The organism is Thermoanaerobacter sp. YS13 (assembly GCF_000806225.2).
Taxonomy (GTDB): Bacteria; Bacillota; Thermoanaerobacteria; order Thermoanaerobacterales; family Thermoanaerobacteraceae; genus Thermoanaerobacter; species Thermoanaerobacter uzonensis.
The window spans coordinates 676,463-703,421 of record NZ_JOOI01000002.1 but is presented as its reverse complement, the minus strand read 5'-3'; the positions used below and the strand labels follow the sequence as shown (position 1 = coordinate 703,421).

The following is a 26,959-nucleotide window of genomic DNA, read 5'->3' as shown; positions in this document are numbered from 1 at the left end:
CCTTTAAGCAATTGCTTTCTTTTTAATTTCCTCGATAGCATTTCTAACTTGTGGAATTAGTGAAACTGCAAAACATATTGCCACTTCTACACCTACTATGCTTCCGTTAACTAGAAGTGAATAAACTATGGGACTCATTCCTTTTGGCGCATAACTTGCAAAAAAGAATACTCCGGATAAAAAGTGAGAAAAAAATCGTCCAAATCCACCAACTAAAATTCCCAAACTCAGGTTTTTTCTAAAAAAGCCAGCAAGTCCTAAAGCACCAAAGGCCAACGGATAGTCGAGAAGTACTTGCACCCATTGGACTATAAATGGATCTTGAATAAGTTGTAAAAGTCCATACGCCATTCCTACAATCACACCAGGACCTGATCCATAATAATAAGCAAAGATAAAAAGCGGCAACATGCTGGCAGGTGTAATAGAACCACCTTGAGGCCAGTGGTAAAATCTTATATAAGACAGCACGAAAGAAATAGCGATTGAAAGTGCTCCATAGACAAGCATTTTTGTGTCAAATTTGACACTTCTTTGCATCAGATATAAAAGGAAAGCTGCCAATAAAATTGCCAATATAACCGATAATGTCACTGGCTTTATTTTGGCAAAATCAGAAAAAATACTTAAAAGGTAGGACATAAACAAAAACACCTCCATTTTTCAAGGAGGCTATGTTCGCTGAAAAAAATACCGCGAAATGCGGTATTTTTGAGCCGCATTCCCTACGGAGGCATTACCCTCATCAGGTTCCAAGGGTTTGGCATCAATGCCATCTCAGCCGTTAAGGCTCCCCCAGCGGACATAACCACCTATTTTGTTTTCACCTTTAATTTATCATTTTTTGTAATCTGTGTCAAGAATAATTACCAAATGCGGATGGCCAAGCTTTGTAGGTTGCTTATGTTTTGCACACACATCAAATGGTATTAACTTGCCATCTCTTCCTCTTTTTCAAACTGGCTGTTATAGAGGCTTGCATAAAAACCGCCTTTAGCAAGAAGTTCTTCATGGGTACCTTGTTCTACAATATCTCCATGGTTCATGACAAGTATCAAGTCAGCATCCCGTATTGTAGAAAGCCTATGAGCGATTATAAAGCTTGTGCGCCCTTTCATGAGATAATCCATCGCTTTTTGTATTTGTATTTCTGTAAGGGTATCTACAGAGCTTGTAGCCTCATCGAGTATGAGAATTTTTGGATCTTTCAAAATAGCTCTTGCTATAGTTAGTAACTGTTTTTGCCCTTGAGAAATATTTGTGGTCTCTTCATTTAATACCATGTTATAGCCCCCTGGCAATGTCCTTACAAAACTGTCAACATGAGCTGCCTTAGCAGCTTTTATAACTTCCTCATCAGTAGCATCAAGACGACCATATCTTATATTGTCCATAATAGTACCATTGTAAAGCCATGTATCCTGAAGCACCATGCCAAAAAGTGAACGCAAATCCTCCCTCGTAAAATCTCTTATATCATGGCCGTCAATCAAAATAGCCCCTTCATTCACATCGTAAAAGCGCATTAAAAGTTTCACTATAGTAGTCTTTCCTGCTCCAGTAGGACCGACAATTGCAACTTTTTGTCCTGCCTTAATAGAAGCTGAAAAGTTATTTATCACCATTTTATCAGGTCTATATCCAAAACGAACATTTCTAAACTCCACATTGCCTTTTATATCTTCAACTTTTACAGGCTGTGGATTGTCTGAAACTTCCTCTTCTTCCTCCAAAAACTCAAATACTCTTTCTGCACAGGCAGCAGTTTGTTGCAGTATATTGGAAATATTAGCAATCTGGGCAATAGGCTGTGTAAAAGATCGGATGTACTGTATAAATGCCTGAATATCCCCTACTTCTATTGCATTTTTTATGACCAACCAACTGCCCAAAACTGTAACCGCCACATAACCCAAGTTTCCTATTACATTCATAAGTGGCATCATAATGCCTGTTAAAAACTGGGACTTCCAGGCTGTTCCGTACAAAGTGTTATTTAATACGTCAAACTTTTCAATGCTCTTTTTCTCTCCATTAAAAGCCTTTACTATATTATGGCCTCCATATACTTCCTCCACATGGCCATTTACATGTCCTAAATAATCCTGCTGCTCTCTAAAATACCTTTGTGAATGCTTAATGATAAAGGCAATTACCAAAGAAGACAAAGGAATTATCAAAAGCGCTACTAAAGTCATAAGCCAGTTTATGGTAAACATCATAACCAAAACGCCAACTACTGTCGTCACAGAAGTAATTATCTGAGTCAAGCTTTGATTGAGAGTCTGAGTAATTGTATCCACGTCATTTGTAATACGAGACAATATTTCCCCTTGATTTGTGCTTTCAAAATATTTCAAAGGCAGGCGATTAATTTTTTCAGAAATTTCTTTTCTAAATCTATAGGTAACTTTCATCGCAACCCCAGACATTATCCATCCTTGTAAGTATCCAAATAAAGCACTTAAACCATATAAGCCTATGAGTATTAGAATTATCTTTCCTACATATTCAAAGTCTATGCCACTGCTTTGCCCTGTTATTTTATTCATTACACCTTCAAAAATTTTGGTTATGGCTTTACTGAGTATTTTAGGACCCGCAATGGAGAAGGAAGCACTGAGCGCTGCTAATATAAATACACTTATTATAGAAAATTTATAAGCTGATAAATATTTTATCAACTTTTTCATTGTGCCTTTAAAATCTCGCGCTTTTTCTCCACCGCGAACCATGCCATGGGGGCCGCCTCCCATCCCTGGCCCGCGAAGTCTGGGCATCTGTTTGGGGTCTATTCTTCTATTTTCATTCATGCCAATTCCTCCTCCGACAGCTGTGATAAAGCTATTTCTCTGTAAGTTTGACAGTTTGCAAGTAGGTCTTTGTGTTTTCCTATGCCTACAATTTTACCTTCTTCAAGCACTATTATTTGGTCTGCATGTAAAAGTGTTGACACCCTTTGCGATACAATTATAACAGTGCTTGATTTTAACCTTTCTCTTAAGGCTTTCCTTAAAGCTGACTCTGTTTTAAAGTCAAGAGCTGAAAAACTTTCATCAAAAATATATATTTCAGGCTTTTTAACAAGAGCACGGGCAATAGAAAGCCTCTGCTTTTGTCCTCCTGATACATTGGTTCCTCCTTGTGCAATCTCTGAATTAAACTTTTTGGTCTTTTCATTTATAAATTCCATTGCTTGTGCAATTTCTGCTGCTTCTTTTATTTCCTCATCTGTAGCCTGCTCATTTCCGTATTTCAAATTTGATTTAATTGTACCACTGAAAAGCCAACTTTTTTGAGGTACATATCCTATTCTTCTACGTAAATCTTCCTGCCTTACTTCTCTTACATCTACACCATCAACCAAAACCTGTCCTTCTGTCACATCGTAAAATCTCAAGATCAAATTCACTAAGGTACTCTTTCCAGAACCTGTTCTTCCTATTATGCCTACTGTCTGTCCCGGTAAAATCTTGAAGTTTATATCCTTTAAAGCATACTCTTCCGCACCCGGATATCTAAAAGATACATTCCTAAATTCTACAGTTCCAGACATATTTTCACTAAATTGTTTTGGATTTTCGGGGTTTTTTATAGAAGGTTCTGTATCCAAAACTTCAGCAATACGCCCTGCCGACACCGATGCTCTTGGTATCATTATAAACAGCATTGAGAGCATTAAAAATGCAAAGATAATCTGTATAGCGTATTGCATAAATGCCATCATGTCTCCAACTTGCATGCTGGAATTTTGGATTTGGTGAGCTCCTACCCATACTATCAAAAGAGTAATACCATTCATCACAAGCATCATAGATGGAAACATAAATGCCATGGCTCGATTTACAAAAAGCCCTACTTTTGTAATATCTTGATTAGCTTTGTCGAAGCGCTCTTCTTCAAATTTTTGATTATTAAAAGCTCTTACCACCATTATTCCTGACAAATTTTCACGAGTAACTAAGTTTAATCTATCAATCAATTTTTGCATTAACATAAACTTGGGCATCGCAATAGAGTACAATATTGATATTATGCCTAAAAGTACTATTACTGCTAAAGCTATAATCCAAGACATTGAAACACTTTTACTAAGTGCTCTAAATACTCCACCTATACCCATTATAGGAGCGTAGAAAACCATTCTTATCATAATTACAAGAAGCATCTGTATTTGTGTAATGTCGTTTGTAGTTCTTGTTATCAAAGAAGCCGTAGAAAATTTATCAAATTCAGCATTAGAGAAACTCTCTACTCTTGCAAATAAATCTCTTCTTAAATCTCTCGCTACTCCGGCTGCTATTCTTGAACCAAAAAATGCTACCAAAATAGTACTTAAGGCACTAAGTCCTGTTATTAAAAGCATTATAAAACCTGTATAAAGAATGTACCTAGTTTGAATCCTGTCAGTATTAATTCCAATTGCCTTATACTCATTTTTTACAGCCATTGTAGCAGCCTGTATAATCATGTTATCTCCTAAAGAAGCAAATTTTTTATTCATTTCATCTCTTATTTGAAGAAGCTGCTCTTCTGGCATTTGAGACATCATAGCAAAGAGGTCTACATTTGCCGGTATCTTCTTTCCATTAAATTCTATGCTTCCGTTTTTTGCATTGGCTTTAGCCTTTTCTACACCTGTAACAGCTAAAAAGGCTTTTCCCATAGGTAAATTTATTCTATCAATTTCTGATTTATCTACGTTTTTAAGAACATATACAGGCTCTTTTGAAAGAACAGGATATTTCCTTACATATTTATCATAATCTGGATTGGATTTGTCTACTAATGTATAACCCTTTAAAATCTCTTCCTTTTCTTCAGGTGTAACAAATAGCAAAAGTTTATCCATTTGACTTTTTCTTATAGCCTCAGGCACTGCATTTGTTATACCACCTTGTTGTATTCCATTATTAACTATTTTTGACATATAGTCAGGCAATGACAAATCACTCATTGCTTGAACAAATATGAAAAACACTGCTAAAAAAAGCAACAGAATATAGGGTTTTAAATATTTCGCCAGTTTTACCATACTAACACCTTCTCCTCCTAAAAATTTGCCTCGATTTCTTTTGTGAGAATTACTTCTTTTTAAATTTTTATTTTTTGGCTCTATCTATTTAATTTAATTTTATTTATTTTTACTTAGATTCTCAGTGTCAATTATCTTGTTTTTCCAATATTTTTTTCAGCGCTTCTAATCCTTCAATTATTTTATTAAGGTCTTGTGGGCTTGCTTTATTTATTAATTTTTCAAATTTCCTTTCTGCTTCTTTGAAGTGCTTTTGAAAAATGTCCTTAAACTTAGGAGTCACACTAACATAAACTACTCTTCTATCTTCAGTGCTTCTCGTTCTTTCCACCAAACCTTGTTTTTCCAACCTGTCAATAATGCCAGAAACAGTGCTATTAGAAAGCCCTAATTTTTGACTTAAGTCGCTCACCTTCATTTCACCGTAATGAGCTAAAATGCCCATAAGCATTCCTTGAGGACCTGTAATGTCAAAATTTTTACATTCGTATTTCATAGAATGCTTTATAATATCCATTATTTGTTTTAAAAGCTTAAGTATTTTCAATCCGTTGTTTATTTCTTCCATTTTCACCACCACATTTTAAATTATTTCGTATACAAATATTTTGTATTCAAATATTTCTGATACAAAATATATTGTACTCTTCTCATAATAGTATGTCAAGATTTCTTAAAGCTTTTCAAAAAATAAAAAATAAAAAAACCGCTCAAATTTTTATAGCGGCTTAAATCTCTAATTAACCTCTATATATGAATTAACAGCCTTTTTCCCTTTTCTCTTACCTGAGTTTATATATATCAAAAACTATTTCTCTAAAATTCTCAGCTTCCATAGAGACTTCAAGCATGTAGTTTATATAAAAAATTCTGATCATTGATTATAATTTCTTCCCTTTCAATGCTTCCCATACAACGGTAGCATTCGCTATATTCAAAACAACAAGGTCAACATCTCTTTTAGACAAACCTTCCAATTCGTTCCATAAAGTATAAACAAACTTTTCATCATATTATTTAATGTATACTGCAATATCAATATCTGATTCCTTTGTTTTTTCCCTTTAACAACAGAGCCAAATAAAAAAGCTATCACTATATTGTCCTTACCTTTTAAAAACTCTTTTAAAATTTTTAAACAATCCACACTATTATTAAAAGCCAAAATCTTAAAAAAATATTTCACAGTTTAAAATTTATTTTTATTTTATCTCAAATTTTTTAATCGCCTTTATTATAATCTGCTTTGCTTTTAAAATAATCTCAAAGAAGCATTTATCTTCAAACATATTTTCAGACTTCCTCTATAAATTTTTTCAATTTTTGAAGAGCCCTTTTCCTTATTTTGCTTATACAGGATTGTGTTTTATTAATGGCGGTTGCAATTTCTTTTTGTGGTATGCCTTCTATAATATTTAACATTATTATTTTAAATTCCTCTGGTTCAAGCAATTCCTCATATTTTGAAATCATACATTTGTCTATTACTTCATCTTCAAGTGATATATCAGTATAGGTTATGCTATTAATTACTTTTTCTTGACATCCATTATCCACATCACTTCTTGGTATGTCTAATATTAGAAGTTCTCTATATTTTACTTCTTTATATTTCTTTATAAGCTTTGCAGATTCGGACTTGACATATTTGTCTATGTAACTAATAAAAGCAAATTCTATATCTTCTTCCTTCATATCCTTTACCTCCCTACATATTCCTTTTCTTTCATTATACCTTTTTTATAAAATTTATTAAAGAAATTATTAAATTTTGGTTACAAAATAGTTACAGTGTAAATTATTATCTTATATAATATCAAAAAATACAGGGTTTCCCCTGTATTTTTTGCACCAATGATGTTTTACGGTGATGTATTTATTGCGCTTATGCACCATCCACTATATAAAGGTGATTTTGTAATCACTATAAATCGTGTAAATTTCACCGATAACTCCGGATACTTATTTGTATCAATTGATTTTTGAATATAGTAAACTTCAAAAATTTTGTCATTACTATCTTTAACTATCTTTAATAATATTTTCTTTTTCATTAACGTTATATTCTTTTATTGATTTTATTTCAATTTTCTTTATTTTTTATATAATTCAAGTGTTGTTTATATACTTCTTCAACTTTATCTGCGATTTATGGCACAATTATTTAAAAAACAGGGAGCGCAAACAAGTGCAAGGTTATAGTTCCTATCATTTATGCTACTATAATACATATTTATTATGTCCTCCGGGGAAGCTTTTAAAAGTTTCCCTTTATCTTTTTTTAAAAGCATATTAAAATAATTTTGGGCAACAGAGTTACATTCATTTGTTTGTACACCATTATTATTGGTTTTAAAATAACAACCCGTCATTGCTGTAAAAAGGAATATTAAAAAAAATGATACAATTTTTATGAATCTTCATAAAATACACTCCCAAAATGGTTTGACCATCTTTTGTCTATCCTTGTCTATGGCCCTTGCCCGGGTAAATAGTCGCCTCTTCTTGAAGTTATTTTCCATACTCCATCTTCTTTTGCTAAATTATAGTAAAATCTCATTGTACCTTGTGGAGTAAATGTAACCAATTTTTGGGGAGCATTCTTTATGTCTTCTTCCAATTTTGCTTTCATTTCCGGTTTCATTTCTTCTTTTTTATTATTGGTCTTATATTTATTTATATCAATACCTTGTGGAACTAATCCTACAGCTGTTACTTGCTCCGTTACATCAGCTATTACAGTTGCTGTATCACCATTTACATCTATAGTAATAAAATCAATTTTTTTAATTATACTACTCTTATCTCTATAGTTCTTACTATTTATTTCGGCTTTAACACCTTTTTGTAAAATCTGAATTCTATCAGCTAAAATCCCAGATTTCGCACTATAGTATTTTTTCGCTTCTTCAACAATCCTTTTATACATTGCATCTTCAACTTCTGGTGGAACATCTTTATCTGGTGAAGAGGTGTATGCTTCCGGCAAAATACATACAGTAGCTTCCATTTCTTCAACATTCCAAATTAACTTTTTTATTTCATTTATCTCATCATTTTTATTTTTGCTTTGCAAGCCCATTAAAGATATAACTGCAATAACTGCAATCAACAATATTACTAAACTTATAAGTATACTTTCTTTAGTTACTAACTTTTTATTCATCAATTTAGCCCCCTTTAATTCGGTCTTATTACCGCTATAGTAGTTGTCTTCCAATTTTTATTATAAGGCTTTAGATGCCAAATTGCCCATTTTCTATCAGTTGTATGCTGATCCTGTAAATTACCATAATAAGTGGAGTTTGGATCTTGTCCAAAATCGGCAACTATAGCAGCGTGTGACCAGCCATCCCCCGTACCCCAGTCATAGATTAGTACATCTCCAAAACGTATCATATTATTATTGTCAGGTTGATAATCTGGTCCCCAATTGCCAACATATGTTGCTCCTTGATAATTTTCTCCCTCATAATATAGTAACCATGACCTCAATTCACTAGCTACTGACCACGCTCTACCCCAGTAAAATCCAGTTAAATTTTTGTAAACATACCAATCATGTATATCGTCAAATGGTAATCCTCCACCTTCATGGAGACATTGTGAAACAAAGTTTGCACAATCTGAGGTAAAATTCGGATAATTACTATTTCTGCTTAATGCCCAATTGTCAGCGCGTAAACTGTCGCACTAATATAACTATAAGAAGCATATGCATTATAAGTCATGACTGATAATATTAGCATTATAATAAAAGAAACTAAAATTCTAACACGAATCATTTTTTCACCTTCTTTTTTATTTGTGGTCAAAAATTATGTGCACTGCTAGCAATTCTAAAGCCCCAAGCTAAAATTGAAAAATATTATACAACATTTTCACCTCCTACTTTTTTATTTCCCTTCTACAATATATAAAAGCTAAAATTTCAAAAAAATATTCCGCAAGTTAAAATTTATTTTTATTCATTTTTGAATAAAACAATTCATCTTACAATATGGAAGAGCAAATGCGATACTTCTGCCATATGTCATAGAATACAACGCTGAATTACCCAAGAAATTTGCAGCATTTCCACAATATGAATATCCAAAAGCAGCCGAGAAATATGCAGAAATTGCAAAATTCTTAGGACTTCCTGCATCAACCATTGAAGAAGGAGTAAAAAGCCTCATTGAAGCAATAAAAAATCTTATGAAAGAGCTTAATCTTCCTTTGACACTTAAAGAAGCAGGCATAAATAAAGAAGAATTCGAAAAACAAATAATGGAAATGTCTGATATAGCCTTTAATGGCCAGTGCACCGGTTCAAACCCAAGAATGCCATTGGTATCCGAAATTGCAGAAATATATAGAAAAGCCTACGGAGAATAAGGGTAAATTTTTAGTTTACCCTCAAACTGTAGGCAAACTTTCGTAAAGGAGATATTTTGCATCGTTGTTCCGATGTTCCAAAGCGACAAAACTAAAGCTCGACCTTCAGGCTCCGGCAGGGTACCGGGCACATTCGACCTCCTTGTCTTAATGCCCGCCTCCGCCATCCATGGCTTCGGCCCTGCCCTCGCCCTCGGTCTTGCTAAGTTTTGTTAGCGCTTTGTAACAAGTCGCTCCTTATGCAAAATATCTCTTTTTGAATATTTTTTAACTTTGTCAACAAACTGAAACCGCTAATAAAATTAAAAGCGGTTTTACATATTAGAAAAAATCTCTAACACTGCCTCCAGTTCATAAGTATTTACAACATCTTTTGCTTCAAGCCACCCCTTTCTTGCAATACCAATGCCATATTTTACATCTTCCAACCCTTCTACACTGTGGGCATCTGGACATATGGCAAATTTTACACCTTTATCTTTTGCATATTTTATATATCTCCAGTCAAGGTCTAATCTATAGGGGCTGGCATTTATCTCAATTATTTTGCCGTATTCTTTTGCCGCGTCAATTACCTGATAGACGTCAATTTCATAGCTGTCTCTTGCCAGTAAAAGCCTTCCAGTCAAATGGCCTATTATCTTTGTGTATTTATTTTTAATGGCGTTTATCACTCTTTTTGTCATCTCTTCTTTAGTCATTCTAAAATGAGAATGTATAGAAGCTATAACCAAATCGAATCTTTTTAAAATTTCTTCATCGTAGTCCAATGACCCATCCGGCAAAATATCCGATTCAATACCTTTTAATATGACTATATCATTGTATTTTTTGTTTAACTCTTCTATTTCTTCCCACTGTTTTAGTAGCATTTCCTCTGCCAATCCACCGGCATAAAAAGCAGATTTACTGTGGTCAGTAATCGCTATGTATTTATATCCTAGCTTTCTCGCTCTCTCTACCATATCAACAAGAGAATTTCTACCGTCGCTATAAGTAGTGTGTACATGAAATACGCCTTTTAAATCTTTTTCTTCTATCAAGGCAGGTATTTCTCCTCTTTCTGCCGCCTCAATTTCTCCCATGTTCTCTCTAAGCTCTGGAGGAATATAAGACAAATTAAGTTTATTAAAAATTTCCTCTTCAGAGTTGCATTTAATAAGGACATCCCCTTTAAAAAGCCCGTATTCGTTCATTTTTATGCCCATCTCTTTTGCTCTATGCCTCATAGCTGTGTTGTGCTCTTTACTTCCTGTAAAATGGTGAAGAGCATAAGGGAATTCCTCATCTTTTACTACTCTTAAATCTGCATTTATTCCCGAGTTTAGTGTTACGCTTGTCTTTGTATCCCCTTTTGCTATCACATCCTGTACCTCTTCATAGGAAGCAAACAAGTCCATAAGTTTTTCGGGATTATCAGAAGTAGCCAGTATGTCAATGTCTTTTACGATTTCCTTTTTGCGCCTTAGACTTCCCGCAATCTCACATCTTATAGTAAGCCCTGTCCCTTCCAAATACTTTTTAAGTTTGACTGCTTCTTGATAGGCTTCAAAATATAGGTGCTGTCCTGTAAACTGCTTTATAAACTGTATTCCTTCAAAAATCTTCTTCTGTGTTTTTTCACCAAAACCAGGAAGGTCCACAAGCCTATTTTCAACACAGGCGTATTCTAATTCACCAATTGTCGTAATCCCCAGTTTTTCATGCAATGTCTTTATCTTTTTAGGCCCTAATCCCGGGATTTTTAACATCTCTATGAGGCCAGGAGGCACTGATTCCTTTAATTTTTCGTAATACTCAAGTCTTCCTGTTGTTATAAATTCTGTAAGTTTTTTACTTAACGCTTCTCCTATGCCTTTTACATCTTTTAACCTATCTTCTTTCACAAGGGTCTCTATATCTTCATCAAGAACTTCTATAGTGCGAGCCGCATTGTAATAAGCCCTTGCCTTAAAGGGATTTTCTCCTTTCAACTCGAGTAAAAGCCCAATCTCATTCAATATATCCACAACAGTTTTTTTATCCATAATTCACCACTTCTTTTTTAATTATTTATATATAACTCAATGGTCCTCAAAAATTCATAAACATCGTCAATTTTCTTTGTCAAAAAATTTCTTATATAACTCCACTTTATATCAAGATATTGATGGGCAAGGACATTTCTAAGTCTTGCTATTTCTGCTATGGATTTGGCAAGCTCTATATCTATTACTTTTATTTCCCCTAATTTTAATATTATCTCTCTATAAGAATCGGGTATTTCAACATTTTCATTGGCAATCAAAATTTTTGAAATGTCAATAAGTGCATTGGCTATATTTTCAATCATCCTTTCAACATTTCTTCTAACTATCCTATTGGCATTGTATTCTTGAAAGCTCAACTCTTTATGCGCTTTTAAATCTTCCAATTCAATTTGTATAAATTCAATCCTTTTTATCACATTAATTTTATCAGAATCTTTAAGCATTTTTCTCCCTTCTTTCCTGTCTGTATCTATATATATCAAGAACAGTTTTTCTAAAATCTTCTGCCTCCATAGACACTTCAAGCATGTAGTTTATATAAAAATCATGGTCATTTATTATAATCTTTTTTCCTCTCAAAGCTTCCCAAGCAACAGTAGCATTAGCTATATTCAAAACAATAAGGTCAACATCCCTTTTAAGCAAATCCTCCAATTCATTCCATAAACCATAGACAAATTTCTCATCATATTCTTTAAGGTAAACTGCTATGTCAATGTCTGATTCCTTTGTAGCTTTTCCTTTGGCAACAGAGCCAAACAAAAAAGCCATAACTATATTCTCTTTATTTTTAAAAAACTCTTTTAAAGTTTCCAAATAATCCATTCTATCACCTGCTCTTTATCTCCATTATACCATAAAAAAGTTAAAAAATAATGGCACAATTGACAAAATTACTACCAATTGCACCATTGTAGATAGTTAAATCTTTACCCCCTCAAGACTTAATAAAAACTTTTTTATCTCAATCCCCCCTCCAAAGCCTGTCAAATTGCCATCCTTTCCTATAACTCTGTGACAAGGAATTATAATAGGAATAGGATTTTTATTAAGAGCCTGCCCTACTGCTCTTGTTGCCTTTGGCTTGCCAATCAATTTAGCAATTTCTCCATATGTTTTAACTTTCCCATAGGGAATTTTTGAAATTTCACGCCACACAGCTTTTTGAAAATTTGTACCTTGCAAATCTAACCGCACGTCAAAATTTTTTAATTTCTTTTGAAAATATAAGTCAAGCTGCCTAATGCACTCTTCAATATAAAAATCGCTACCTCCTTTAAAACCTTCTAATAAAGACGTCTCATTTTCAAAGTTAATGCGGCATATACCTTTCCCTGATGAAAAAATAGTGAGAACACCAACAGGAGAGATAAATTTTTTGTATATCACAGTCTCATCTCCTTGAATCTATAAAAACCAGCAAATTAATTATAACACAATATGAAAAGAAAAAATATTGTAAAATTTTTTGAGTAATCGTTTCATGCTATTTTAACTCTATTGACAAGATTCAATCGTTGTTGTACTATAAAAGTGTAAAGAGATTGTTAAATGAATAACAATTGAAATATTGCACAAAATATCACTGATGCCTAAAATTTGTGTAATATACCCTAAAATTTTTTAGAATCCCTTAACAATCTCTTTATTTAAATAAAATATTTTGTTAAATTATTATCAATATGGAGGTGTCTTTATGCCTACCTTATTACAAGAAAAAAGGGAAACAAAAGAAAAAACAGAAGTAAAAGAAACAACAAATGTTAAAAATCAGATAGACCTATTAGTAGAAATAGCGAAAAGAGCACAAGAAAAATTCATGTCATACACTCAAGAGCAAATTGATGAAATAGTCAAAGCCATGGCACTAGCGGGCATAGAAAAGCATGTAGAACTGGCAAAATTAGCTCATGAAGAGACGAAAATGGGGGTTTATGAAGACAAAATAACCAAAAACCTTTTTGCAGTAGAATATGTGTATAATTATATAAAAGACAAAAAAACTGTCGGCATCCTCAAAGAAAACTTAGAAGAAAATTATATGGAAGTGGCAGAGCCTGTAGGAGTGATAGCCGGTGTAACACCTGTCACAAACCCTACTTCTACAACAATGTTCAAATGCTTAATCGCTATTAAAACAAGAAATCCAATAATTTTCAGTTTCCACCCAAAAGCATTAAAATGTAGTATAGAAGCAGCAAAGACCATGTACGAGGCAGCATTAAAAGCGGGTGCACCAGAAGGATGCATAGGATGGATTGAGACACCCTCAATTGAAGCAACACAACTTCTCATGACACACCCCAGTATATCTCTTATCCTCGCAACAGGGGGTGCGGGAATGGTAAAAGCTGCTTACAGCTCAGGAAAACCCGCCCTTGGCGTAGGTCCTGGTAATGTCCCATGTTATATTGAAAAAACTGCAAATATTAAAAGAGCAGTTTCAGATTTAATACTTAGTAAAACTTTTGACAATGGTACAGTATGCGCCTCAGAGCAAGCCGTAATAATAGATGAAGAAATAGCCGATGAAGTAAAAAAATTAATGAAAGAATATGGTTGCTATTTCTTAAATAAAGAAGAAACAAAAAAGTTAGAAGAATTCGCTATAGACAAAAACACCGGTTTAATGAATCCAGCAGTTGTGGGTCAGCCTGCAGTGAAAATTGCTCAAATGGCTGGATTTAAAGTTCCTGAAAATACTAAAATACTTGTAGCTGAATATCCTGCTGTAGGTCCTGAATATCCTCTCTCCAGAGAAAAACTAAGCCCAATACTTGCCTTATATACAGTCAAAGATTACAACGAAGGCATAAAAAGATGTGAAGAAATGACAGAATTCGGCGGACTTGGTCACTCTGCTGTAATACATTCTGAAAACCAACAAATTATTAATGAATTTGCAAAGAGAGTACAAGCAGGAAGAATCCTCGTAAACGCCCCTGCCTCACAAGGAGCTATTGGAGATATTTATAACACAGCTATCCCATCTTTGACTTTGGGTTGCGGTACAATGGGTGGAAATTCAACAACAGATAATGTAAGTGTTTATAACCTTATAAACATAAAACGAGTTTTTATAAGGAAAGAGAGAATGAAATCGTTCAGAGTTCCACCACAAATTTATTTCGAAAGAGGGTCAATACAGTATCTGTCACAAGTAAAAGGCAAAAAAGCCTTTATTGTAACAGACCCTGCGATGGTTAAATTAGGTTTTGTAGATAAAGTAACGTATCAATTAGACAAAGCAAATATTAAATATGAAATATTCTCTGAAGTAGAACCAGACCCATCAGTTGACACTGTAGAAAAAGGGATAAAAATAATGAAGGAGTTCAAGCCTGATTTAATAATAGCGGTAGGCGGTGGCTCACCAATAGACGCAGCAAAGGGAATGTGGCTTTTCTACGAATACCCTGACATAAAATTTGAAGACTTAAGGTTAAAGTTTATGGACATAAGAAAAAGAACTTATAGATTCCCTGAACTCGGCAAAAAAGCTCTATTTATCGCAGTACCAACCACCAGCGGTACAGGTTCTGAAGTTACAGCCTTTGCAGTCATAACTGACAAAAAGAAAAATATAAAGTACCCTCTGGCAGATTACGAATTGACACCAGATATTGCTATAATAGACCCTGACTTTGTCATGACAATTCCACCCTCTGTAACTGCAGATACAGGTATGGATGCTTTAACTCATGCTATTGAAGCTTACGTATCTGTCATGGCATCAGACTATACAGACGCCCTCGCAGAAAAAGCCATAAAACTGATATTTGAATATCTACCCAAAGCGTACAAAAACGGGCAAGACAAAGTCGCCCGCGAAAAGATGCACAACGCCTCAACCATAGCAGGAATGGCCTTCACAAACGCATTTTTAGGAATAAATCACAGCATGGCTCACATACTTGGCGCTAAATTCCACCTTCCCCATGGAAGAGCAAATGCGATACTTCTGCCATATGTCATAGAATACAACGCTGAATTACCCAAGAAATTTGCAGCATTTCCACAATATGAATATCCAAAAGCAGCCGAGAAATATGCAGAAATTGCAAAATTCTTAGGACTTCCTGCATCAACCATTGAAGAAGGAGTAAAAAGCCTCATTGAAGCAATAAAAAATCTTATGAAAGAGCTTAATCTTCCTTTGACACTTAAAGAAGCAGGCATAAATAAAGAAGAATTCGAAAAACAAATAATGGAAATGTCTGATATAGCCTTTAATGGCCAGTGCACCGGTTCAAACCCAAGAATGCCATTGGTATCCGAAATTGCAGAAATATATAGAAAAGCCTATGGAGAATAAGGGTAAATTTTTAGTTTACCCTTATTCTATTTCCAAAACAGAAGTGAATTTTTCTATAAAAGATACTCCTGAAGTTGTCGGCAGAAAAGTAGAGGTTACCATAACTTCATTTACAGGAACAAATTCATATTTATCTTCCTTTTTCTCTCCATACCCATGAAAATTATGTATTATATAAGGAATGCCTTTTTCTTTTCCAATGTAAATCATAGCATGCCCTGGCATATAGACTAATGCTCCTGGCTTTACACTGTCGAACACTCTTATTCTTTCTCCATTTGACATTCCCTCAATAAATAATTTATAGGATTTGTCCGCTACTCCTTCTTGCTCATTAGCATTCCTAGGAAGCCTTATGCCAAAGGTTTTAAAAACATACATTATATAGCTTGAACAATCTCTTCCCCCAAAACTATCTCCCCACCCATACCTATCACCTAAAAGTTTAAAAGCTTGCTTTAGAATATTTTCTCTTGTATATGGAAGGTATCCTAAATTTATATCTTCTTTTTTGGAAATCAAAGAATACTTAAATTGAAGATTTCCATTACTATCTCTTACAGGTATTTTAATTACATAATTGCCTTCTACAGATTGATTGCCTATATGCCTTGGAACTTTGTTTGTTTCGAGAGGTATCTTAGTACCCATTGTAAATTCCCTTTTAGAAACGCTTATATCAAAAGGATTGCTCTGAGTTTTTGTGTAGTTTCCTGTGACCACTAAAAATTTATAGGAATTTACATAATCAAATAACTCTTTTTTGTCTTTGGCAATTGCAATATCTTCTGCTTTAATCCATCCTCTGTAATTATACATCTGTATAAAAAACCATTTTCTATCTTTACTTCTGTGTAAAATAACTACAGGCTCTAAAGCTTGACATCCCGTCTCTTGAAACCTGTCAAATTCAATATCTCCCTGCTTGTCAAAAACAGCTTCTTCCGTAGGAAAACTTCTTATATAAGTATTTCTGATTGCTATACCGTATATTACTGGATTTACGTCCTTAACTTCCCCTAAATTTGTATTTTTTATTACATCCTCATAAAAGTCTTTTTTTATGAGATTGCTATACTTATCGTACATAGACTTTTTAGGCATCTCATAACTTTTAATTAACTTAATAAGCTCATCTTTTTTTAAACTTTTTTTGTATGTCTCAAGGTCATATATTGTAGCTACCTTATTTATTACCTTTCTGTTAAAGTTTTCAATCTCTTGTGGTGTCATAATAACTTTGTCGGCATTGTCTATTTTCCTAATCCAATATTCTGGACTTAACATATCTTCAAAAACCTCAAACATGCAAACTCTCCCCTCATAACAATAAAAGTAGGCAAAAATTTATAGAAAGAATTTTAAAAAAATGAAACTAAAAGCGAAGTTTTTCGTCTATATTATAGAGATATGTTTTTAAAAGGGGCGGTATACTAAATGGAGAAAAAATTTTATTTAGTCATCATTTTAATACTAAGTCTGATATGTCTTCTTCTTGGAATAACAATATTTTTAACTGCTTTTCATCATGGTATTACATAAAAAGGAGAAGGAGCAAAATGTAAAACTCCTTCTTCTTTTTCGTTATACTCTTTCAAAATAATCTGCAACTTCTTTAAGATAATCAATTATTGTAAGATGTTGTGGACATACACTCTCACAGGTACCACACTCAACACAGGAACTCGCTTTTGCATCACCCAAGTTTTCATAATCCCTACGGTTAGTTTCATAAGTATTATACATATGAGCTTCATTATAAAGTTCAAAGTTTCTTGGTATATTTACACCATTTGGACAAGGCATACAGTAGTTACACCCTGTACATGCAATTGGCGAAAGCTCTTTGTATTTGTTTCTAACTTTACTCACAATTTCAAGTTCTTCTTTCCTTAAGGTATTTATTCCTGACATTTTTGCGCTTTCAATATTTTCTTTTAACTGTTCAAACGTGCTCATGCCACTTAAAACAACCGAAACCTCCGGCTGATTCCATAACCATTGAAGTGCCCATTCTACAGGGGTACGCTTAACCTTTGCAGTATCCCATATATCCATCACAGCTTTCGGAGGATTAGCAAGTCTGCCTCCCCTTATAGGCTCCATTATCACAACCCCTAAACCTTTTGAAGCTGCGTATTTTAGTCCCTTTTCTCCTGCTTGTACGTCTATGTCCATATAGTTGTACTGTATTTGGCAGAAATCCCATTTGTCATAATAACCTACAATCTCTTGGAATACGGGATACTCATCGTGAAAAGAAAATCCTATGTATCTTATTTTTCCTTCTTGTTTTTTCTTTTCAGCCCAGCTTAAAGCATCAACCCTTTTCATGTTTTCCCATTTGCTTTTATCTAAAGCATGTAAAAGATAAAAATCTATATGGTCTGTCTGAAGTTTTTTAAGCTGTTCATTTAAATATTTGTCCATGTCTTCTTTTCCGTTGATTAGCCATGTAGGAAGCTTTGTGGCAAGAAAGGTCTTCTCTCTGTATCCATCTTTTAAAGCTTTACCTGCAACTATCTCACTGTTACCTCCATGATACGGCCATGCTGTATCAATATAATTCACGCCATTGTCAATGGCATACCTTATCATCTTTATCGCTTCAGCTTCATCTATTTTATTGTTGTCATTATCAATTACAGGAAGCCTCATTAACCCAAATCCCAATGCAGATACTGCTATATTTAGTTTACCAAATTGTCTGTATTGCATCTCATCCTCTCCCCTTTTTAAAATGTTTTAATTTATATTATATCATAAATAGCAAGACAAACAAAAAGACGTTTGTACGGTGGTGTGTGTCAAAAGTTAGTAGGCGAATAATATACTGAAATTTTACACGGACTTGTACCGTCATAGTACTTTTATCGTATTTTATTTAGCAAATTTATAAAAGGGCTTAAAAGCCCTTTTAGTTATTCCCTTTCTTTTCTGTATTTGTCCATTATTTCTGAGAAAATCTCTGCATTTGTAGGAGGAGTATAGGATATGGCATTAGCACCCGCTTCTATCGTCTTTAAAATAGTCTCCTCAGTGGGACCTCCTGTCGCAATAATAGGTATTTCAGGACAAATGTCTCTTACCCGTTTTACCAAATCAGGGGTCTTTTGCGCACCAGATATGTTAAGTATTGTAGCACCAGCTTCTACTCTGCCTTTTATGTCCTCTTTCTCCGACACTATAGTTACAACAATAGGTATATCTATTGTCGCTCTCATTTTTTTGATTATATCATTGGCAGTAGGGGCATTTACAACAACTCCCATTGCTCCAGAAAATTCCGCATCAAGAGCTAGGTTTACAACTCTCTTCCCTTGTGTAAGTCCTCCACCTACACCGCAAAATACCGGAATATCTGCTGCCATCATAAGAGCATGGGTAATAACCGGTTGAGGAGTAAAAGGATATACAGCTAAAACAGCATGAGCATTTGTATTTCTAATAAGCGCAATATCTGTAGTAAAAACAAGAGACTTTATTAATTTTCCATAAACTTTTATGCCTGAAGCTTTTTGATGAATGACTTCAGGAACTAAAACCATCTTTTGTCTTAAAGGTGAAGTTATCTCGGGAACAAAATTACTTGACATTTTATCACCATCTTTTACTCTTATTTTATAAAAATATTATACCAATAATTGCTTATAAATCAACACCCATATTTTTCAAAATCTATTCTTTGAGATTAAATTATCTAACTACATACCTTCCACATCTTTTTGAATTTCTTCTTCAAAATAAAATTTGTCATTGTTTAGCTTCTCAAGAAAAATAGGCTTAATGAATACAAACAAATAGATAAAAGGGGCTGTTCTCTTTGTTTGATCTAAAAGCTTTTGAAAAATTCAGTCGTATGGAATCGTCTCTTTCGTTTTCTAGTTTAATATATTTAAATTATAATTTCTAAAAACTATTTTTATAGTAATAAAAATACAAAAAACTCGATTAATACGCAGGAGTTATTTTTTAAAAGCATTATTCTTTATAAATTTATAAAATTTATATCAAAGGGTACTAAACTTCCGTGATACAACATAAAAATTTAAATAAATAATTTAAAAATTATCAGAATTACTCTTCATTTTTATGTTTCTAATTCTATGTTCTAAAAAAATAAATTAATTCACAAATCTTTTACATTTTTAACAACTATATTGCCAGTCAATATTAAATATGCTATAATAGTAATCGTCTACAATATAAAATAATTATAGTCAAAAATAAAAGATAAGGGGGATTTAAAAAAATGCTAAGAAAAAAGTGGCTTCCTCTAGTTGTGACCCTAATTTTTATCCTATCTGTTTTTTTAACCTCTTGTGGAAGTAAGACACAAACTCAAACACCTCAACCTTCTGAAGAAGCAAAGAAAACTCCTACCGCTTCAGTTCAAGATAGTGACAACTGGACTAAAGCAAAAGACACTTCAAAAATACCAGAAGCATCAAAGTCTCGCACTGACACGATTATAATAGGCCTTCATGAACCAAAAGGAGTTTTCAATCCTCTCTATGCTGAAACAGCATACGACATTTACGTAAACAGCGCTATGTTTAATAGTTTGTTAGAGGTAGACCTGGATGGAACGTACATTCCTTCTCTTGCAAAGAGTTGGGATATAGACAAAGATAACAATACTATCACCTTCCATTTAAGAGATGACGTAAAATTTAGTGATGGAACACCACTTACAGCTAAGGATGTAGAATTTTCATATTATGTAATAGCTGATCCTACTTACGATGGACCAGCTGACTTATCTGCCGCAGGAATTAAAGGCTTTAAAGAGTACCATGATGGAAATGCAGATAAAATTGAAGGCATTAAAGTAATAGATGACCATACAATACAAATTCAATTAGAAAAAGTTCTTGGAACATCTTTATCAGAGCTAAACATATCCGTTATTCCTCAACATTATTATGGAAAAGACTTTGCTAAAGGCAAATTAGATGGGATAAAATCTCTTGAACAACAACCACTTGGATCAGGTCCATATGTATTTGAAAAATTTGTTCCTGGTCAAGAAGTACGCTTAGTAGCAAATGAGAATTACTGGAAAGGTGCTCCAAAAATTAAACACTTGATTTTTAAAACTACAACAGATGAAACAGCTGTTCAAATGTTACAAACCGGTGAAACAGACTATGAGACCTCAAATATCTCAGCAAAGAAAGATAATGTAGAGTTGCTAGAAAGTCTTGGATTTGTTGATTATAGCTTACTTCCAACTAATGGTTATGGTTATATAGCTTTCAATCACAAACTGCCAAAATTCCAAGATGTAAGGGTGCGTAAGGCATTAGCCTATGGTCTTAACCGCAAAGCTATAGTTGATGCTGTATACCAAGGTTTAGCAGAAGTAAGAGACGTGCCACAGTCTAAAGTATCATGGGCATATCCTGATGAAAAAGACATAATACATTATGACTATAACCCAGAAAAAGCAAAACAGCTTTTAGATGAAGCTGGTTGGAAAGTTGGTCCTGACGGATATCGCTATAAAGATGGTAAGAAATTTACAATACACTTCTTAGCTTCATCACCTAACCCAGTAAATGACGCTTTAGTGCCAATGGCAGTAGAAAACTATAAAGAATTGGGTATAGAATTTGTAGCAGAACCCCTTGAATTCAACGCCATAATTGACAAGGTCAATAAAGGCGATTTTGAAATGTACTTCATGGCTTGGGGATTAACTCCTGAACCAGATCCTTATACTATATTCTTCTCAAAAGGGTCTCAGAATAGAATAGGGTATGCAAATCCAAAAGTTGATGAACTCATACTAAAGGGCCGCGAAGAAACAGATATTAATAAGCGCAAAGAAATTTATCATGAGCTTTACAAAGTGTTAAACGATGACTTGCCATATATCTTCATGTATCAAAGAAATGACCTCAATGCAAAGAACTGCAGAGTAGTAGGATTCCAGATTTCATCCTTCAGAGATTTCACAGAATCCTTATATCAAGCAGAAATTCTTCAGTACTAATTTTAAACTGAAAAGCCCGGACTGTTAAGGGCCGGGCTTTTCATCTATTAGGAGGGATAAAATGACACAGTTTATTATACGCAGACTATTGCAGAGTATTCCTACATTAATTGGAGCTTCTATAATAATATTTTTAATTTTTGCAATGGCACCAGGTGACTACGTCACCTCTCAACTTCAAAATCCTAAGATGACTGAGGAAAGGGCTGCACAATTAAGGGCCCTTTATGGATTGGACAAACCACTACCCGAAAGGTATATTTCCTGGGCAAACGGTGTCTTAAAAGGTGATTTGGGCGACTCTTTAATGTTTAAAAAACCTGTTATACAGGTAATAAATGATTTTATATGGAATTCATTTATATTGGGAGTAGCCATAATGTTCTTTGAATGGTTGATTGCCTCTATAGTAGGTATCTATTCTGCTATACGGCAGTATTCTGTATTTGACACTATAGCTACCCTGCTTGTATTTATTCTATACTCTTTACCCTCTTTCTTCTTAGGTCTTGTTATGCTTAAAGTTTTTGCAGTAGACCTCAAATGGTTCCCCTTAGGTGGAATGATAACAACAGGATCCAATTATACTGGTTGGGCCCATATAGTTGATGTTGCAAAGCACATGGTACTTCCTGTTGCTACTCTAACTTTAATAAGTGTAGGGGGCTTAAGTCGCTATTTTAGGGCAAATATGCTAGAAGTCATAAAGCAGGATTATATAAGGACTGCCAGAGCCAAAGGTTTAAAAGAAAGAACTGTTATTTTTAAACATGCTTTGAGAAATGCTCTTCTACCTTTGATCACTTTGTTTACTTTAGAATTACCTAGCTTATTTGCAGGTGCAATGATAACAGAAAGAATATATAACTGGCCAGGTATTGGTAAAGTAGTTTTAGAAGGAATTTATATAAGGGATTATCCATTGTTTTTGGGATACACAATGCTCATAACTGTTCTTACAATTTTAGCAAATATTTTAGCTGACGTTTTATATGGCGTTGCTGATCCACGTGTAAGACTTAAATAGGGGGGATAGAGCTTGGATCGACTCAATGTAAATCAGCCTCTTGATTATAAAAAGAAAAATAATCTAAAAAAAGCACCTTCGATTTGGAGAGACGCTTTCCATAGATTTTTAAAAAATAAATACGCCATATTGGGACTGGTAATTTTGACTTTTATGTTCCTGTTCTCTTTTGTAGGGCCTTATTTTTCGCCTTATCTGGATGCAAAAATAGATGTATCAAAAGGAAATCAACCACCAAGTGCAGAACATTGGCTTGGTACAGATAATCTAGGAAGAGATGTGCTTCTAAGACTTATGCTTGCAGGTAGAATTTCTCTTACAATAGGGATTGCAGCTACTTTGATAATCGTTTTAATCGGTGGAGCGTTAGGCTCTATCGCAGGATATTACGGAGGCTGGTTAGATATCATAATAATGAGGTTGGCAGATATCATTTACGCTATGCCTGGGCTTCCTATTCTAATCATGCTAGGCGCAATAATGTCTGACTTGAAAATTCCACCCTCTCAAAGAATATACTATGTCATGTTTATCTTGGGATTTATATCCTGGGTAGGTCTTGCAAGGCTTGTAAGAAGTCAAATATTGAGTTTAAAAGAACAAGAATTTATGTTAGCAACTGAAGTGTTAGGCTTAAGAGACAGTAAAAAAATTATAAAGCACCTTTTCCCCAACGTATTACCCACTGTCATAGTTTCTGCAACCTTGGGAGTAGCTGGTGCAATATTATCAGAATCTGCTTTAAGTTTCTTAGGACTAGGTGTCATCCCTCCAACACCTTCTTGGGGATATATGCTGTCTGCTGCAAATAATATGATCGATTTTGCAAAGCGTCCATGGCTTTGGATTCCGCCAGGTGTTGCCATAATGCTAACTGTCGTAGCTATCAACTTCATTGGTGATGCTTTAAGAGACGCTTTCGATCCTAGACAAAAAATTTAGGAGGAATCAAAATGGCAAAAAATCTAGTAGAATTTCGCAATCTCAAAACTTTTTTCTACACTGAAGAAGGTGTTGTAAAAGCAGTAAATGATGTAAGTTTCTCTATACGAGAAGGGGAAACGGTGTGCATTGTCGGTGAGTCTGGCTGCGGCAAAAGTGTAACTGCTTTATCTCTAATGAGATTAATTCAGTCTCCTCCTGGGAAAATTGAAGGTGGCGAAATAATCTTTGATGGGCGAGATATTCTTAAATTAAGTGAGGTAGAAATGAGAAGAATACGCGGTAATGAAATAGGTATGATATTCCAAGAACCAATGACTTCTTTAAATCCTGTTTTAACAATTGGAGAACAAATAATGGAGCCTTTAATGGTGCATAAACTCATGACTAAAAAAGAGGCTTGGAATAAGGCTATTGAACTAATTAAACAAGTTGGCATACCAAGAGCTGAACAGATAATGACAAGTTATCCTCATGAACTAAGCGGTGGTATGAGACAGCGTATAATGATTGCAATCGCTCTAAGTTGCGATCCAAAACTTTTAATAGCTGATGAGCCAACCACTGCTCTTGATGTGACAATTCAAGCCCAAATCCTTGACCTTCTGAGAAAAATAAAGCAGGAAAGAAATATGGCTTTAATGCTTATAACCCATGATCTTGGAATTGTTGCTGAAATAGCTGACTACGTAGTAGTTATGTATGCTGGAAAAGTTATTGAAGAAGCTCCTGTAAAAGAACTTTTCAAAAATCCTAAACACCCATATACAAGAGGTCTTTTAAAGGCAAAACCAATAATTGGTCAAAGGCAAGAAAGACTATACACAATCCCAGGACAAGTGCCTAACCCTATTGGTTTGGGAGATTATTGTTATTTTAGTGATAGGTGCGAATATACAATGGACATTTGCCGCCAAAAGATACCTCAACTTACAGCTGACGAAAATGGACACAAAGTCGCCTGCTGGCTCTATGAAGGAGAGTGGAAAAAATGAGTGAACCTTTAATAGAAGTAAAAAACCTTAAAAAATACTTCCCAATACGAGGCGGTATTTTACAAAGGACGATAGGATATGTAAAAGCAGTAGATGGAGTGACATTCACTATAAATAAAGGTGAAACTTTAAGTCTTGTTGGCGAATCTGGTTGTGGTAAAAGCACAGTCGGGCGTACTATAATAAGGTTGTATGATAAAACTGACGGAGAAGTTTTTTATAAATCTATTCCTATTCACAGTCTTAAAAAAAGCGAGCTTAGAAAACTAAGACCTAAAATGCAATTGGTTTTCCAAGACCCCTTTAGCTCTTTAAACCCACGCCTTAGAGTAGGAGATGCCATAGGAGAAGCTCTTTTAGACCATGGCCTTATTTCTAAAAATGAATTGCGGGATAAAGTCATAGAAACAATGGAGATATGCGGATTAGCTCCGTACCATATAGACCGTTATCCTCATGAATTTTCAGGCGGTCAGCGTCAGAGAATAGGAATAGCTCGTGCACTCATTTTAAATCCTGAATTTATTGTGTTGGACGAACCTGTATCTTCTCTTGACGTATCAATACAAGCCCAAATAATCAACCTGCTTATGGATTTGCAAGAGCAAAAAGGATTGACTTACTTATTTATCTCACACGATTTGAGTGTCGTAGAACACATAAGTACAAGAGTTGCTGTAATGTATCTTGGGTCTATAGTTGAAATGGCAGCACGAGACGAGCTTTTTGACCATCCACTTCACCCTTACACACAAGCCCTTTTGTCTGCCGTTCCAATTCCAGACCCAGATTTAAAGAGAGAAAGAATAATTTTAGAGGGAGATATTCCTAGCCCCGCTAACCCTCCCAAGGGATGCAAATTTCACACAAGGTGTCCTCTTGCTAAAGATATATGTAGAGAACAAGTACCAGAATATAGGGATGTAGGTGGAGGGCATTTTGTCGCTTGCCATTTGGTATAACTACATACCTTCCACATCTTTTTGAATTTCTTCTTCAAAATAAAATTTGTCATTGTTTAGCTTCTCAAGAAAAATAGGCTTAATGAATACAACAAAATACAAAAGGCTTACTAAAAGTATTATAAAAGTAATCAAGAAAGGATATGTATAATTTTTATTTTCCAATATATAGCCAGCTAAATAGCTGGCTATTGCTGATCCTATGCTCCTTAAAAGTGATTTTACTCCAGCAAAAAAATCCCTTTTTTCTTCCTCTACAACAGACATTGTTTGACTTTCCATCATATTATTTAAAAGCGTAAAACTACCACTTCTTAGTAAAAATATTGTTGAAAACATCATTACAGAAATATTATTAAAGGCTAATATAAATGCAAACAATAAATTCATCCCATATACATAGTAATAAGCTTTAATGGTTCCAAATTTGTTTATTATCCATGGCATTATCATGGAAGCAAAAAACAAAATTAACCCATTTACTGTTAGCAAATAGGAAACATATTCATCGCTCCAACCCATTCGAAATTTCACAATCACGTTTTGAAAAGGAATTATTGTAGAAAAAGCCATTCCAGCCAAAAAAAGATAAAAAGTAATTAAAAGAATTTTTTTATCAAAAACTTGGTAAATTCTAAGATTTAACAATAACAACTTACTCTTACCTTTATCAAAACTATTATTTACGCACGGCAACAAAATCCCTCTCAATAAAGCCGCCACTAAAATTAACGCGGCTGATATATACACAGAACTTTGATATTTTGTATTTCCATATGGAAACCAACTTGGTATAAAACCTCCCAAAAGCGTACCTGCTCCACTAAACAGAGTAAAAATAGCAAATAAAAGGCTATAACTTACAGTTTCCAATTCATTTGTTTTAGCATAGGAAAAAAGAAGCTGTACTTCTGTTGTAATCAAAAAGGAAATTCCTATAAATTGTATAATCTGTGCCAAATAAAAAACTCCTATAGATTTCCCTAATCCAAAAAGCCAATAACCTATCCCTGTAAGAGTTATTCCTGATATAAAAATTCGTTTTCTCCCAATATAATTAGCAAAAAAACCTGCCGGAATAGCAGCTGCCCCCATCACTAAAGTTCCTACAGAATTAAGAGCTCCTATTTGTTCAGGAGAAACGTTTAAAGCAAGCAAGTGCAAATTCAATACCAAGCCAAAAATCCCCATTCCTATACCCAATAAAGCTTCAGTTGCTATAAAACGTTTTACTTCCTTAGGCAAAAACTTAATCTGGTCGATGAACAACATATATGT

General features: G+C 34.2%; 21 protein-coding genes, 2 pseudogenes and 1 riboswitch. Of the genes and pseudogenes, 7 read left to right on the top strand and 16 right to left on the bottom strand.

From position 1 onward, the window contains the following. Positions 1-3: 3 nt before the first annotated feature. From thiT to THYS13_RS14830, 8 genes and pseudogenes are all read right to left on the bottom strand, one after another. Positions 4-642: an energy-coupled thiamine transporter ThiT gene (thiT, locus tag THYS13_RS11200; RefSeq protein ID WP_042834596.1), complete on the bottom strand. Its 639-nt coding sequence runs from the start codon at positions 640-642 to the stop codon at positions 4-6. A gap of 62 nt (positions 643-704) precedes the next feature. Beyond that, positions 705-807: riboswitch (TPP riboswitch) on the bottom strand. A 122-nt stretch (positions 808-929) separates the two neighbouring features. Then, complete coding sequence (locus tag THYS13_RS11195; RefSeq protein WP_042834595.1) at positions 930-2,813, bottom strand: ABC transporter ATP-binding protein; 1,884 nt, start codon at positions 2,811-2,813, stop codon at positions 930-932. Beyond that, positions 2,810-5,035: an ABC transporter ATP-binding protein gene (locus THYS13_RS11190; protein ID WP_042834594.1), complete on the bottom strand. Its 2,226-nt coding sequence runs from the start codon at positions 5,033-5,035 to the stop codon at positions 2,810-2,812. The genes THYS13_RS11195 and THYS13_RS11190 overlap by 4 nt, the downstream gene beginning before the upstream one ends. A gap of 127 nt (positions 5,036-5,162) precedes the next feature. Next, positions 5,163-5,603, bottom strand: a complete 441-nt coding sequence (locus THYS13_RS11185) for a MarR family winged helix-turn-helix transcriptional regulator (protein ID WP_042834593.1) — start codon at positions 5,601-5,603, stop codon at positions 5,163-5,165. Positions 5,604-6,328: 725 nt separating this feature from the next. Continuing rightward, entirely contained in the window at positions 6,329-6,730 is a 402-nt protein-coding gene (locus THYS13_RS11175) for an RNA polymerase sigma factor (protein ID WP_042834592.1), read from the bottom strand. A 775-nt stretch (positions 6,731-7,505) separates the two neighbouring features. Further along, positions 7,506-8,201 carry a hypothetical protein gene (locus THYS13_RS11170; protein WP_234949244.1) on the bottom strand — a complete coding sequence of 232 codons (696 nt, stop codon included), beginning with the start codon at positions 8,199-8,201 and terminating at the stop codon, positions 7,506-7,508. Positions 8,202-8,215: 14 nt separating this feature from the next. Then, a pseudogene (locus THYS13_RS14330) lies at positions 8,216-8,653 on the bottom strand (amidase domain-containing protein); the annotation flags it as partial. Between the two features lie 41 nt (positions 8,654-8,694). After that, on the bottom strand, positions 8,695-8,820 hold the full coding sequence (locus THYS13_RS14830; RefSeq protein ID WP_255356315.1) for a hypothetical protein: 126 nt from the start codon (positions 8,818-8,820) through the stop codon (positions 8,695-8,697). Between the two features lie 199 nt (positions 8,821-9,019). Here THYS13_RS14830 and THYS13_RS13950 point away from each other — a divergent pair. Then, positions 9,020-9,412, top strand: a pseudogene (locus THYS13_RS13950) (iron-containing alcohol dehydrogenase); the annotation flags it as partial. Between the two features lie 314 nt (positions 9,413-9,726). On the opposite strand, the gene polX reads toward THYS13_RS13950, so the two are convergent. The 4 genes from polX to THYS13_RS11130 all read right to left on the bottom strand — a co-directional run bounded on the left by polX (position 9,727) and on the right by THYS13_RS11130 (position 12,831). Beyond that, positions 9,727-11,439: a DNA polymerase/3'-5' exonuclease PolX gene (gene polX, locus THYS13_RS11145; RefSeq protein WP_042834589.1), complete on the bottom strand. Its 1,713-nt coding sequence runs from the start codon at positions 11,437-11,439 to the stop codon at positions 9,727-9,729. 17 nt (positions 11,440-11,456) lie between these two features. Beyond that, positions 11,457-11,885, bottom strand: coding sequence for a DUF86 domain-containing protein (locus THYS13_RS11140; RefSeq protein WP_003869666.1), 429 nt, complete (start codon positions 11,883-11,885; stop codon positions 11,457-11,459). Beyond that, a complete protein-coding gene (locus THYS13_RS11135; protein WP_003869665.1) occupies positions 11,878-12,267 on the bottom strand; it encodes a nucleotidyltransferase domain-containing protein in 390 nt (129 codons plus the stop codon). Before THYS13_RS11135 ends, THYS13_RS11140 begins: the two co-directional genes overlap by 8 nt. Positions 12,268-12,363: 96 nt before the next feature. Then, complete coding sequence (locus THYS13_RS11130; RefSeq protein ID WP_042834588.1) at positions 12,364-12,831, bottom strand: methylated-DNA--[protein]-cysteine S-methyltransferase; 468 nt, start codon at positions 12,829-12,831, stop codon at positions 12,364-12,366. 307 nt (positions 12,832-13,138) lie between these two features. Between THYS13_RS11130 and adhE the strand changes: the two genes are divergently transcribed. Further along, a complete protein-coding gene (gene adhE / locus THYS13_RS11125; protein ID WP_042834587.1) occupies positions 13,139-15,757 on the top strand; it encodes a bifunctional acetaldehyde-CoA/alcohol dehydrogenase in 2,619 nt (872 codons plus the stop codon). A 21-nt stretch (positions 15,758-15,778) separates the two neighbouring features. Here adhE and THYS13_RS11120 read toward each other — a convergent pair whose 3' ends face one another. The 3 genes from THYS13_RS11120 to THYS13_RS11110 form a co-directional block, all read right to left on the bottom strand. After that, positions 15,779-17,065, bottom strand: coding sequence for an SH3 domain-containing protein (locus tag THYS13_RS11120; RefSeq protein ID WP_042834586.1), 1,287 nt, complete (start codon positions 17,063-17,065; stop codon positions 15,779-15,781). Between the two features lie 276 nt (positions 17,066-17,341). Continuing rightward, positions 17,342-18,475, bottom strand: coding sequence for an aldo/keto reductase (locus THYS13_RS11115; protein ID WP_042834585.1), 1,134 nt, complete (start codon positions 18,473-18,475; stop codon positions 17,342-17,344). Between the two features lie 203 nt (positions 18,476-18,678). Continuing rightward, a complete protein-coding gene (locus THYS13_RS11110) occupies positions 18,679-19,353 on the bottom strand; it encodes a hydrolase (protein ID WP_042834584.1) in 675 nt (224 codons plus the stop codon). A gap of 656 nt (positions 19,354-20,009) precedes the next feature. Between THYS13_RS11110 and THYS13_RS11105 the strand changes: the two genes are divergently transcribed. The 5 genes from THYS13_RS11105 (at position 20,010) to THYS13_RS11085 (ending at position 25,681) form a co-directional block, all read left to right on the top strand. Further along, the gene (locus THYS13_RS11105) at positions 20,010-21,755 is read left to right on the top strand and encodes an ABC transporter substrate-binding protein (RefSeq protein WP_042834583.1); all 1,746 of its coding nucleotides are present in this window, start codon (positions 20,010-20,012) and stop codon (positions 21,753-21,755) included. A gap of 61 nt (positions 21,756-21,816) precedes the next feature. Further along, positions 21,817-22,782 carry an ABC transporter permease gene (locus THYS13_RS11100; RefSeq protein ID WP_042834582.1) on the top strand — a complete coding sequence of 322 codons (966 nt, stop codon included), beginning with the start codon at positions 21,817-21,819 and terminating at the stop codon, positions 22,780-22,782. A gap of 12 nt (positions 22,783-22,794) precedes the next feature. Beyond that, the gene (gene opp4C / locus THYS13_RS11095; protein ID WP_042834580.1) at positions 22,795-23,724 is read left to right on the top strand and encodes an oligopeptide ABC transporter permease; all 930 of its coding nucleotides are present in this window, start codon (positions 22,795-22,797) and stop codon (positions 23,722-23,724) included. A gap of 11 nt (positions 23,725-23,735) precedes the next feature. Then, positions 23,736-24,719, top strand: a complete 984-nt coding sequence (locus THYS13_RS11090; RefSeq protein WP_042834579.1) for an ABC transporter ATP-binding protein — start codon at positions 23,736-23,738, stop codon at positions 24,717-24,719. Continuing rightward, positions 24,716-25,681 carry an ABC transporter ATP-binding protein gene (locus tag THYS13_RS11085; protein WP_042834578.1) on the top strand — a complete coding sequence of 322 codons (966 nt, stop codon included), beginning with the start codon at positions 24,716-24,718 and terminating at the stop codon, positions 25,679-25,681. Before THYS13_RS11090 ends, THYS13_RS11085 begins: the two co-directional genes overlap by 4 nt. Here the strand turns inward: THYS13_RS11085 and THYS13_RS11080 are convergent, their stop codons facing one another. After that, complete coding sequence (locus THYS13_RS11080; RefSeq protein WP_042834577.1) at positions 25,682-26,953, bottom strand: MFS transporter; 1,272 nt, start codon at positions 26,951-26,953, stop codon at positions 25,682-25,684. Between the last annotated feature and the right edge of the window lie 6 nt (positions 26,954-26,959).

What these genes read in the sequence shown, in the direction of transcription:
- THYS13_RS11085 (WP_042834578.1), top strand. Translation starts at nt 24,716, where the DNA reads ATGAGTGAACCTTTAATAGAAGTAAAAAACCTTAAAAAATACTTCCCA.
- thiT (WP_042834596.1), bottom strand. Translation starts at nt 642, where the DNA reads ATGTCCTACCTTTTAAGTATTTTTTCTGATTTTGCCAAAATAAAGCCA.
- THYS13_RS11110 (WP_042834584.1), bottom strand. Translation starts at nt 19,353, where the DNA reads ATGTCAAGTAATTTTGTTCCCGAGATAACTTCACCTTTAAGACAAAAG.
- THYS13_RS11135 (WP_003869665.1), bottom strand. Translation starts at nt 12,267, where the DNA reads ATGGATTATTTGGAAACTTTAAAAGAGTTTTTTAAAAATAAAGAGAAT.
- THYS13_RS14830 (WP_255356315.1), bottom strand. Translation starts at nt 8,820, where the DNA reads ATGATTCGTGTTAGAATTTTAGTTTCTTTTATTATAATGCTAATATTA.
- THYS13_RS11120 (WP_042834586.1), bottom strand. Translation starts at nt 17,065, where the DNA reads ATGTTTGAGGTTTTTGAAGATATGTTAAGTCCAGAATATTGGATTAGG.
- polX (WP_042834589.1), bottom strand. Translation starts at nt 11,439, where the DNA reads ATGGATAAAAAAACTGTTGTGGATATATTGAATGAGATTGGGCTTTTA.
- THYS13_RS11175 (WP_042834592.1), bottom strand. Translation starts at nt 6,730, where the DNA reads ATGAAGGAAGAAGATATAGAATTTGCTTTTATTAGTTACATAGACAAA.
- THYS13_RS11190 (WP_042834594.1), bottom strand. Translation starts at nt 5,035, where the DNA reads ATGGTAAAACTGGCGAAATATTTAAAACCCTATATTCTGTTGCTTTTT.
- THYS13_RS11080 (WP_042834577.1), bottom strand. Translation starts at nt 26,953, where the DNA reads ATGTTGTTCATCGACCAGATTAAGTTTTTGCCTAAGGAAGTAAAACGT.
- adhE (WP_042834587.1), top strand. Translation starts at nt 13,139, where the DNA reads ATGCCTACCTTATTACAAGAAAAAAGGGAAACAAAAGAAAAAACAGAA.
- THYS13_RS11115 (WP_042834585.1), bottom strand. Translation starts at nt 18,475, where the DNA reads ATGCAATACAGACAATTTGGTAAACTAAATATAGCAGTATCTGCATTG.
- THYS13_RS11140 (WP_003869666.1), bottom strand. Translation starts at nt 11,885, where the DNA reads ATGCTTAAAGATTCTGATAAAATTAATGTGATAAAAAGGATTGAATTT.
- THYS13_RS11185 (WP_042834593.1), bottom strand. Translation starts at nt 5,603, where the DNA reads ATGGAAGAAATAAACAACGGATTGAAAATACTTAAGCTTTTAAAACAA.
- THYS13_RS11105 (WP_042834583.1), top strand. Translation starts at nt 20,010, where the DNA reads ATGCTAAGAAAAAAGTGGCTTCCTCTAGTTGTGACCCTAATTTTTATC.
- THYS13_RS11090 (WP_042834579.1), top strand. Translation starts at nt 23,736, where the DNA reads ATGGCAAAAAATCTAGTAGAATTTCGCAATCTCAAAACTTTTTTCTAC.
- THYS13_RS11195 (WP_042834595.1), bottom strand. Translation starts at nt 2,813, where the DNA reads ATGAATGAAAATAGAAGAATAGACCCCAAACAGATGCCCAGACTTCGC.
- THYS13_RS11170 (WP_234949244.1), bottom strand. Translation starts at nt 8,201, where the DNA reads ATGAATAAAAAGTTAGTAACTAAAGAAAGTATACTTATAAGTTTAGTA.
- THYS13_RS11100 (WP_042834582.1), top strand. Translation starts at nt 21,817, where the DNA reads ATGACACAGTTTATTATACGCAGACTATTGCAGAGTATTCCTACATTA.